Origin of the sequence: Shewanella gelidimarina, from assembly GCF_023283945.1 — a bacterium.
Taxonomy (GTDB): Bacteria; Pseudomonadota; Gammaproteobacteria; order Enterobacterales; family Shewanellaceae; genus Shewanella; species Shewanella gelidimarina.
Window position 1 is genome coordinate 129,200 of the sequence record NZ_JAKIKW010000013.1, and the last position, 9,924, is coordinate 139,123.

General features: G+C 39.9%; 9 protein-coding genes and 1 pseudogene. 1 reads left to right on the plus strand and 9 read right to left on the minus strand.

Features of this window, described 5'->3' with window-relative positions; translation table 11 throughout:
* Positions 1-155 precede the first annotated feature (155 nt).
* The 9 genes and pseudogenes from L2729_RS12705 to L2729_RS12740 form a co-directional block, all read right to left on the minus strand.
* Positions 156-734: a hypothetical protein gene (locus L2729_RS12705; RefSeq protein ID WP_248988603.1), complete on the minus strand. Its 579-nt coding sequence runs from the start codon at positions 732-734 to the stop codon at positions 156-158.
* Positions 735-768: 34 nt separating this feature from the next.
* Complete coding sequence (locus tag L2729_RS12710) at positions 769-2,250, minus strand: hypothetical protein (protein WP_248988604.1); 1,482 nt, start codon at positions 2,248-2,250, stop codon at positions 769-771.
* 594 nt (positions 2,251-2,844) lie between these two features.
* Positions 2,845-3,723 carry a DUF2971 domain-containing protein gene (locus tag L2729_RS21790; RefSeq protein ID WP_248988605.1) on the minus strand — a complete coding sequence of 293 codons (879 nt, stop codon included), beginning with the start codon at positions 3,721-3,723 and terminating at the stop codon, positions 2,845-2,847.
* Positions 3,724-3,911: 188 nt separating this feature from the next.
* A complete protein-coding gene (locus L2729_RS12720) occupies positions 3,912-4,169 on the minus strand; it encodes a hypothetical protein (protein WP_248988606.1) in 258 nt (85 codons plus the stop codon).
* Between the two features lie 890 nt (positions 4,170-5,059).
* On the minus strand, positions 5,060-6,193 hold the full coding sequence (locus tag L2729_RS12725) for an IS91 family transposase (RefSeq protein ID WP_248988607.1): 1,134 nt from the start codon (positions 6,191-6,193) through the stop codon (positions 5,060-5,062).
* Positions 6,172-7,035, minus strand: coding sequence for a tyrosine-type recombinase/integrase (locus L2729_RS12730; RefSeq protein WP_248988608.1), 864 nt, complete (start codon positions 7,033-7,035; stop codon positions 6,172-6,174). Before L2729_RS12730 ends, L2729_RS12725 begins: the two co-directional genes overlap by 22 nt.
* Before the next feature lie 733 nt (positions 7,036-7,768).
* A pseudogene (locus L2729_RS12735) lies at positions 7,769-7,907 on the minus strand (transposase); the annotation flags it as partial.
* Positions 7,908-8,064: 157 nt separating this feature from the next.
* Positions 8,065-8,598: a DUF2971 domain-containing protein gene (locus tag L2729_RS21830; RefSeq protein WP_428848246.1), complete on the minus strand. Its 534-nt coding sequence runs from the start codon at positions 8,596-8,598 to the stop codon at positions 8,065-8,067.
* Entirely contained in the window at positions 8,492-8,797 is a 306-nt protein-coding gene (locus L2729_RS12740) for a hypothetical protein (RefSeq protein ID WP_248988609.1), read from the minus strand. The genes L2729_RS21830 and L2729_RS12740 overlap by 107 nt, the downstream gene beginning before the upstream one ends.
* 560 nt (positions 8,798-9,357) lie before the next feature.
* On the opposite strand from L2729_RS12740, the gene L2729_RS12745 reads away from it, so the two are divergent.
* Positions 9,358-9,924: hypothetical protein (locus L2729_RS12745; protein ID WP_428848247.1), on the plus strand; the 567-nt coding region annotated here is incomplete at its 3' end.

Consider the following 9,924-nt stretch of genomic DNA (forward strand, 5'->3'; position numbering starts at 1 on the left):
TCGCTGTTCACTCTCGAAATAAAGAAGCTAGTCAGAAAGTTTAGGTTAGGAGTTCTAAATGAACTGCCTTGTGCGGAGCCGCATGCAGGGTGGTGTGGGGGCTGAAGGCTAGACACCTCCGGCTACCCGATTAGTCTTGACCTACTATATCAAGGTTACAAAATTGGTTTTCCAGGTCCTTTACTACCTGGGAATTGAAAACCCATTTGAGTAACAGTGTTTATAATTGAGCAACTTAGCTCGCCTACATGCCTCTGAACTTGTAAAAGAAATTTTTTATCCATCGGGGTATCGAAAACCATTTTATCAAAGCTAACAAAAAACGGTATTGATGCTCCAGATTCGTCCGGTACTCGCCATGACCCATGACAAATCACATTTCTAATTTTGGCGGCTTCTTCTAATTGCTGAATTAACTCACCAAGATTCGTAATTGTTGAATCTGGATGCTCACTTATAGCTTTAGTGTATGCTTTCGTTAACCTGGACAATTGATCTATCAGTGCTTTTTCCAGTTTTTTTGACCAGTTTTCATAGGCTATCTGAGATTCATCTTCGCTATAAGGTTTCGTGGCAGTTAAAGCGAATATTGCCTTGCCAAGTATTTCTTCCAAAAAACCAAATGTGGCTACAGTCCTACCCAGTATCTCCCAAAAGTCGGCTTCATGTTGATGCGTAGGAAAAAGCTCCGGTAGAGCTTCGGATTCGACATAATATTTTTTCATATTTCCCATCTAAACCTCCAATTTAATTTGGCCTAACGCCTTGTTAAGCAAGTTCAGAAAGAGGAAATAATCTATTTGCATCAGCCATTCCACTTTCTTTTAATAACTTTAGAGCTTTATCTTCGCTTTCAGGAGGAAATAAATCACTTGCTGTCAAAGAGTTCGATAATTTAAAGTTTGGGCCAAGTCTAATTTTTAATCCCAAGTATCTAGCACAATAATTTCGAGCAAGGTTACCTGAACCTCCAAGCAATCCGCACTTCTGTCTTTCTGGCCGTAATGCATCACTTCCAGAGAGTATTGCATTAAGGTCTAAATATGGATGTACTTCTTTCACTAATGGAAATACAAATATAGTTGGCCAATCGTCAGGATTATCACTATCTGACGTATAATTATTAAACACCATTTTTCCATTTTTGTTATTACTACAGCTATGAGTTGCAAACCAAGTTGCGACGTTATGATCGCTCGTAATATCCAAATATGCAGACGGAGCCCCGTACTGCTGGAGGATCAATCCCTGTTGGTAAGATGAATATCCTTGGTTTGTAATAGCGGCAACACCATTTATCTTAGGTAATTTACTATTCATACTTTCTAAAGAAACAATATTTTTTGCATGGTAGACCCACTCTGCAAGATCAAGAACTAAACCTTCAAAGTTATTTGTGCACCCATAAAAATCATCGTACTTTCGGTATAATGAAGGCGTAAAGTCTGAATCACGAATATTTGAGTATGCTGTAATTCCAATTTTAGTTAGCTCTGCACGATCTGGTGTTAAATAATCTTTACTCTGACCACGAAACCATAGCTCAACACCTTCCATCTTTTTCGCAGAAGATCGCAATTCATCTATTAAATTATTCAATTCACTTTCACTGTTAACATGAATTATAGGAGGAGTGCTTCGTTTAAGTGGGTCAGGCTCTTCTGGAATCATGTCCTTAAAAAGAAGCCTACCAGCAAACGCACCACCAGAAAGCATATTATCAGCACGATTCTCCCAAAGTTTCGCAGATAATTTTTCAGGCATAGATTTTAGATGAGAAGACCAAAGATCAATCGCAAAACAATGATTTCCGATTCTATTTTTTTGTGGAATAAAGACAAAACCATAAAGAGGGTCTAGTAGATAAAGTGGTGCCTTTCCTCCATGACTAATAAGTTCTTTAGCATCTGATTCTGGTGCATAGCTTTTCAACATGGCTAACGAGATTAAAGATAATTTTGAATCCTTAAAGTTTTTACGAAGAACAGGAGAAATATTGAGTTTATCAAACGACTTTTCTAAATGTATAGGAAGTACAGGGTGAGTAGGCTCGAGAGTAAGCGCTGATTTTTCATAAGGGTTTGATAAATCTAACATTTTTATTACATGTGACATTTCAACAAAATATGAAGCTCGATGTGATTGTTCATAACCAAGGTTTTTGAAAGGGCTAATTTTAGAACATTTTTTGGATATTTCTTTTGCTGAAGATATATCTAATTTCCATTTTTCTATAATTTTAAGAGACATTCTATTTTCCAAAACACGAGATTACTAATTACATTACGAATTGTCTAACGCCTGCTTAACACATTTACTACGATACAGACTTAGCTGAATTTTACTGCTTTAATCACTGAATTTTAGGATAAATCTACAATGGCGAATGTAGTAAATCGTGTTGATGCATTTGTTGAACGAAGCCGCTGCGCGGCAGGAAAAGCCTCTTTATCCCTCGGGTATCTAGACATGTTAAAAGGCAAAATATATTTGACTAAAAATAAGTGAGCCTAGTGAACAAAAAGGCAACTGGATTTTGTCCTTGCTTAACAGTTTGTGTACGCCCAACATGGGCATGAACTAATGAACTAATGAACTAATGAGCTGAAAGTCCTCTGTAGGAAGATTAACGTTCAATAACGTGCTGTTATTAAACGTTAACTACTAGAGAATGGCAAGGGCTTATCCGTGAGGGGGCTGTTGGTGTTGATAATGCCGCAGCCAGCATCGAGATATGTCGGAGCTAATCGGCCAACATGTTCTGAAAGTTTTTGGAAACCGCCCTGTGCGGAGTTGCATGCCGGTGAAGTAGAGGTTGGAGGCTAGACACCTCCGGCGACCTTATTAGCCCTTAATTTCGACTCTTTGTGAGATACCATTTACTACACTCATCTGGAATATTTTACAATGAGGGTATTGAGCTCTAATTATATTCATAATTTCGAGTTTTTTTATTTCCAAACTACGAGCACCAAATGTGATAGAAGTTAACTCTCTAGGGTAAAATTTAAAATCAGTATACGTCTCATTATTAGGGTTAGGCCTTTTTATCATTACTCGCCACTCCTTCTCATTAGCCCATTCATTAGCTTTATGAAAATAAATTGCTAGTCTCGTATTCTTTTTAAGTTCCGCAGATGGGCCATAAAGTAATATATCTAACGCGCTACCTACAACTACTGGTTCATTTGAATATGAAACCTTTTCAGCTTCATGGAATGGTGTGCTCAACTCTTCGATATTGCCAAATTCAAACATGCACCCTAAATGGCCTTTTCCATAATACCCCCACATAGTATTGTTATTTTTATCTTCAGATAAACAATAAAACCTAAGGGAACCATCATTGTTGACTTCAGTGCTGGCCCGAAGAATTTGCCCAACATCATTTTTTAATAAAGGTATTTTATTCTCAACTAACTCTAATACTCTATCTTCACAATACCCTAAGATTTTGTATTGCAGTACCTCAGTAAGTATTAATTGAGTCCAAGGGGCGTAAATAGTGAAATTTATAACATTTTCATGGTAAATCATTCTGACAAGTTTTTTACTATATAACTTCCAACCCTCATTAAAGTTAGGTTCTAACAAAGGCATTTTTTGTAACTCGTTTACATCATTAAATTGGCAAGGGCTTTGCCACCTTAACCGTCCGGTTTCGAGTACTATTCTAGCAGTCTCTGCGCTCATATATTTGTATAAAAACTCTGGTACCGACACATATACTCCTTGAGGGTTGACGTCGCATTTAGCGAACTGAAATAGTGGGTTGTAATGTGTAGCTAAATAAAGCTTAACCCACTGTTTTAGTTTGTTTTAAGTGCCATTGTTAGATGTGTTACGGGTATTTTAATATTTGCGATTTAACTGTGTTGTACAGCGCCCCTGTATCTTGCTGCAAGTCTCCATCAGAAATGGGATACCCACATGCATAACACAATAAAAACCTTGTTTATGTTTTTGACCCCCACTAAACGCATAGGGCGCAATCTTTTTTCAACTTGCACTTTGATAAAATCTGTTGGTTTGCAGCTTTCGGGTAAATGCCCTACAGTTTGGTTAAGTTTTACAAATAAATATGCCAAATCAGGAGACTTCATTAAACCTATACCTTTCTCAACAACTAAAGCTTCTGCTATAACGAGATCTATTGTTGTAGCATACATCGAATGCTACAATTCCCCCTTGATTTACTATACAGATGCTTTGTATATGGATGAGCATTCTTAGTAACCAAATTTCTATCAGATAACGAATCGATGTAGCTCCAGGTTGTAAATTTGCCGATGCTTTCTTTAAACACTAGCCGATTTTTATCACTAAAGCTTTCGAGAAATTTATTCTTTGATTCATCATAACACCTACAAGCTTGTGTATGACCATTAATGCTCATGAAATAGAATTCAATGTTTATCTCACAATCACACAATACCTTTAACTCACTCACTGAGCTACTTTATTCATTGAAAAAATAGTCCAAGTCATTAATCAATAAGTTATCCAAAGTTCTAATTGAAATATTAAAGCCGACTTCATTCAAGCGTGTAGTAACTCGCTCTATTTTACTCTTCAAAATGTAGGCCGCTTTCTCTTGAGTATGAACTGAAGAAATTTTACCAAGAACCATATATTAATTAAGTAACTTATCAAGCTCTCTTTTTAAACTCACTCTATTCATGAGCTCTCTCAATTTATACGGTAGCAAAGAAACATCTAACGTCTTAGTATTTGTGTGTTGCGCTGTTTGCAAGGCACAAATCGCTTGTTGGACTTGGCCGATGCCACATCCATATATTCGGTATGCTTTATGCTATAGGAGTTTGCTTTTTTGTGGTAGTCGATTTATTGCGCTTTTGTATGATGATTATTTTAGTTAACTTGCCGCCATGCGCATTATGGCGTTCACGCTGACACGGTTAAACTCGCTAGTCGCCCTTGGTAGGCTTATTAACCTCATTATAGTCACGACTATCTCCCTCGCTGACTTTCAGAGCAAGGTTTTACCACTCTCTTTTATCTCAGGCGACAGGTGGCAGCCTTTTCTAACTCTCGATTATCAATTTGTCAGTCGAAATGGCACCCCTTCCATTGGCGCTAAGATTAACAACTGCGGTTCGATGATGCGAATAAACTGCAAATAACCCTGTTGGCATTTTGGACACAGCCACATGCCGCTTTGTTTGGCATCTGTTTTTGTAACGCTGGCCTTTTCTCGCTGCATTTGTGCCGATGGGAGCTGCACCTTAATCTGCTCTAGTTTATTGCGCTTACAAGCATTGGCTAGAAAGCCAAAGTGACGCACCCGCATCACACCTTTAGGCAGCACATGCAATAGGTATCGACGAACAAACTCTTCACCCTCAAGTTGCATCACTTTACGCTTATTGCTGTCTGCATAATCGGTGTAACTGAAGCTAACACTGTCCGCTGTCACCCTTTTAATTCTCGACTCCTGTAGCATGCCTTTACGAGTATAGCGTCCCAGATATTTCACCACCGTGGCAGCGTGGCTTAAACACGCTTTGCTGTACACACACCACGATTTACTCATTAATGCTTCAGGGTCAGGAACATCAAGTTCACGCGCCCTTAATGCTTGCAGCATCTTGGCGCGGTAAACGGTGGCAAGTGCTTTGACGGGGAACAAATAGTCTGACTTCACCCCACGCCACTCCCCTTGTTGTGTTAACACACCTCCAGGTATTAAGCAGTGCAAGTGGATATGCTGGCTCAAGTTTTGCCCCCAAGTATGTAACACCGCGGTACCCCCTAATTGACCTTGTAGCTGTTTACGGGATATCCCAAACTGGCTTAACGTCTGCCATACGGCTTCAAATAATGCGCTGTAAAGCGCCTTAGCTTTATAGTGAGCCAAAATATTCAACTCATGAGGCAGCGTAAAAACAAGGTGGAAGTATCGACAATTCAGGACTTCGGCTTCTTGCTTCTCTATCCACTCTTGAGTCTGCTTACCCTGACAGCGAGGACAGTGCCTGTCACCACAGGAGCAAAATATGCGCTGTTCATAATGACACTCATCACAGCGCCACTGTTGCTCACCTAAGGCTTGGGTACGGCAACTTTGAATATGCTGACACACTGTCGCTTGCCGTGACGTTAACTTATACCGCTGTTGATACAGCGGTAAGTGAAGCTTAAATACATCACTCAAGTGGTAGGAGTTTGCCATGGCAAGCCTCCTAGATTTGCCAGCAAATCGGTACCTTGGTGTCCAAGCTCTGGCGACCAGTGTAAATATCGCTCTGTGCTTTTTATACTCAGGTGACCAAGCTGTTGCTGCAACTGATTGAGCGGCATTCCTGCTTGCAACTGGTGGGTGGCATAAGCATGACGCAGACTGTGAGGGTTACAAGGCTTGGTGATCCCAGATAAGTCTTTAGCAGCGATCAGTGCCTTACGAAAGGTTGTCTCATGCATAGGGTGATAAGAGCCATGGCTAAACGTACCAAATAGCCATGTTTCTGGTCGATATTGCAGCCAGTACAACTTTAACAGCAGCAGTAAACGGGGAGAGATTATTACCCACCGATCTTTAGCTCCTTTACCTTGTCGTACCGTTAGTAATTGTCGTTGACCGTCGATATCGCTGATCTTCACCTGAGTCAACTCACTGATCCTCAATCCACAGCCATAACAGAGTGCGATCATGGTTCGCTGTTTATGGGTTTTACAGTAGTTTATCAAGGTTGATATGTCGTTGGGTGTCAGTAACTGCGGTAACTTATCCCGCTTTTTGGGGAACACAATTGAAACGCTAAACTGACGGTGTAGCACATGCTCAAAGAAGAAATGAATACCATTGAGCTGTAACTTGAGGGTCGATTTAGAATAGCGTTTCTCAAGATTCAAGTGGCGAAAGTAAGCTTCAATTTGACTATCCGTGACGGTGTCTAACGGCTGATTTACCCATTTAAACAAGTGATTGATGGCAAAGAGATAAGATGTTCGCGTTCGCTCTGAATACCCTCGTAGGGTGATTTGTTGATGAAATTGTTGCAGAAGTTGTTTCATAAATACCTCCAGTTTAGGGATTATCCCTAGAGGTAAGTGTGGAACAAAGTGGTAAGAAGCTCCGCGCAGCGGCTTAGTTCAACAGCTTATTAAATTGCAGCACGATAACGTTCCAGACTGCTCAATTCATACTCCAAAGGTATCATCGCTAAGTCATCGTTATAAGTAGAATATTTTTCTTGATTACGTATGTACTGCTCAAAATACTGCCAGAGAAAGAATAGTCTTTGTTTACGAGGTCTATACAACACTTTTTAACATTTCTTAGTAGATTGATATATATGGGGTTTCTCGAATGTTACGAAACTATCGATGCGTAGAAAGCTCATTTTATGCATCCTTTGAAGCCGTCATTATCTCAATCTGGAGCAAATCAGTTAAACCTGTATAGGCAACCAGTCTTTTGGGCGGCAAGTAAGCGGTAATAATCAATTAGAAAAAGTAAGATGATGCTGATTAGGTCTGATTCGATCTGAATCGCCTCGGTGCTATCACTAACTCATTTTTGGGCTCAAGCGTTTTAGTCGGCCCCCCTTTACAGAAATTAGATATTTCGCATTACCATTAAATTGAGCAGTTGCTATACTTCTTACAACATTGACAAGGCTCGTTAAGGGATAGCATGGAGCACTTAGCTCTAAGCCTAATGTGGGCTGCCATAGGGGCTTTATGTATCGTTGGTTCAGTGATGTTTTTCTTATTATCAGGTGACTGAGCAACGTGACCATTAGAGCTTACTATTCCTGTTGTAATAGGTGGCATCTGAAATACCATACTCCCGACTGTCCTCCTTGACCAAGCGACTACCTCCTACCTCCTACTGCCTAAAGGATCTTAGTGATCTGAGTTTCGGTATAGCGTGATTTCTTCATTGTCGCTCTCCTTGAGGCTTCAGTGTAGCGGGAGAACTCTATGCATTAGCCTAGTTTAGGCGAGGGCTAAAAAGTCATTGATGAGTGTTAATTAATAGCCGCCGGTTGAATGCAATGATGTGGCCCTCATAGGCGCTTTTAGCGACAAGTTAGAATGCTAAATGGATCTAAATGTTATGCCGAATGTTGTTGCATTTTTCTCCGCTTTAAAATACTTAACTTTAGAATCATTGATAATACTTCTGACTAGGTAGATGTCTTGCTCTTCAGTTTTACACCCAAAATAAATAGCTTTTAGTGGGGCGGGCCAAGGATGAGATTGGTTTCCCAAATTCACAATGTGTCTCCATTCCTGCTCATATGCCCAGTGTTTTGATTTAGCGTAAAGTATCCGCTTTTGACTAGTGGTTCGAGTAGTATTATTTGTTAGTGATTTTGTGCTTAACGTTGGGTGATTATCCGTATATGAGATCGGTCGAGTTGTTTGATTGTTAGCTAACTCAGTTCCTTCAATACGGTGAAACTCTAAGCACATACCTTTGTGTTCGGCGGCGTAGTGAGCCCACATTAATAAGTTGATATTGCTATCTGCAAGAGAGAATTCCCAGTTCTTCAATTTCTTTTTCAAATATCCCCATTTCATCCTGGAGGGATACTCTGTTAAACAATATCGCATCAGACATATCACCATCGAATGCCACCTTAATCTTCGATGGATCAGTTTCGGTGATAAAAGCGCGAAGTTTTCCAGTAACATAAAAGCGAGTATCAAATGGGTCATTGAACCCAGCTGGCTTTGAGTACCAAATTTTGCGTTGAGCGAGAGCACTCATCTGGTTTTTGCCAATTGAACAATACTTAAATAGTGATTTTACTTTAGGGTGTTTCAATCTTTGGTGATCCTTCAGTTTAAAACCCTACACATAATGCAATTTATGTATGAGAAAACAAATATATTCTGGCTGAAATGAGATGCTAAATTTACTTATTGTTGCCATTGTTGAATCAAACTACTGGGACTAATTCAAATGTGCCTAATAGTGAGCTAGCTTCTGGTGGCTCCATGAATTGTAAAATCAAACAAATGACCAATTGCAGAGGAAAAGGTATACACCACTTTTCCTGTGTTTAAAAGGATTTGAGCTTTATTGAAAGCATATCTGATTAAAATTTTTAGTGGACGTAATCGTTTTAAGGTCATTTTGTAAAAACTTATTTGAAATGTGCTCCATAGTACTTGTTAGAAATAAAATCGTCTGTAACATCACTGGTTTACGTTAGTGCTGAGCTAGGCGGAAATGCCAGTACGGTGTAAATGCGTTTAGATCTAAGGTGTATTTCAATAATCAAACTGTTAGCAACTAGCTCTTTACTGGTCTTGTGACGTGGTTGTGAATACAGGTGCCGAGCTCTATGTAAGTGTCATAATTTTTAAAAGGATGTATATCAATTGACTCAATATCTGAAATTAGGAGATGACAAATCTCCAGTGAGGTTAGATGCACATGGCGATGATGGTGCGTTTAAAGTTGTTGGTGGCTGTGCATGGGCAAAAGCAGAGGATGAAATTACTCCAGACTTTCTACGCTCACGAATAGAGCCTTGGCTGACAGCACTATTTCAATCCGAACATCTTAATTTGCTTGTCGGTGCGGGTCTTAGTACAGCTGTTCAACAGTCAGCAACAGGGGCACCCCCAAAAGGTATGGGCTGGATTACCGATCTAAATGTATGTAAAGCAGAAATAGATGCTTATGTAAATAAAACAGCAAAAGCGGCAGGTAGAGATAAAGGTAATATTGAAGATCAGATTCGGTCTATCAATGAATTAATTAAAGGGCTAGAAATTTTAACCGCGCACTACATAAAGCCTCCAGTGCCTCCAGTGCCTCCAGTGCCTCCAGTACCTCCAGTACCTCCAGTACCTCCAGTACCTCCAGTACCTCCAGTACCTCCAGTACCTCCAGTACCTCCAGTACCTCCAGTACCTCCAGTACCTCCAGTACCTCCAGTACCT

Coding starts and splice junctions, on each gene's coding strand:
- L2729_RS12730 (WP_248988608.1), bottom strand. CDS start 7,035: ATGAAACAACTTCTGCAACAATTTCATCAACAAATCACCCTACGAGGG.
- L2729_RS12705 (WP_248988603.1), bottom strand. CDS start 734: ATGGGAAATATGAAAAAATATTATGTCGAATCCGAAGCTCTACCGGAG.
- L2729_RS12725 (WP_248988607.1), bottom strand. CDS start 6,193: ATGGCAAACTCCTACCACTTGAGTGATGTATTTAAGCTTCACTTACCG.
- L2729_RS12710 (WP_248988604.1), bottom strand. CDS start 2,250: ATGTCTCTTAAAATTATAGAAAAATGGAAATTAGATATATCTTCAGCA.
- L2729_RS12720 (WP_248988606.1), bottom strand. CDS start 4,169: ATGTATGCTACAACAATAGATCTCGTTATAGCAGAAGCTTTAGTTGTT.
- L2729_RS21830 (WP_428848246.1), bottom strand. CDS start 8,598: ATGGTGATATGTCTGATGCGATATTGTTTAACAGAGTATCCCTCCAGG.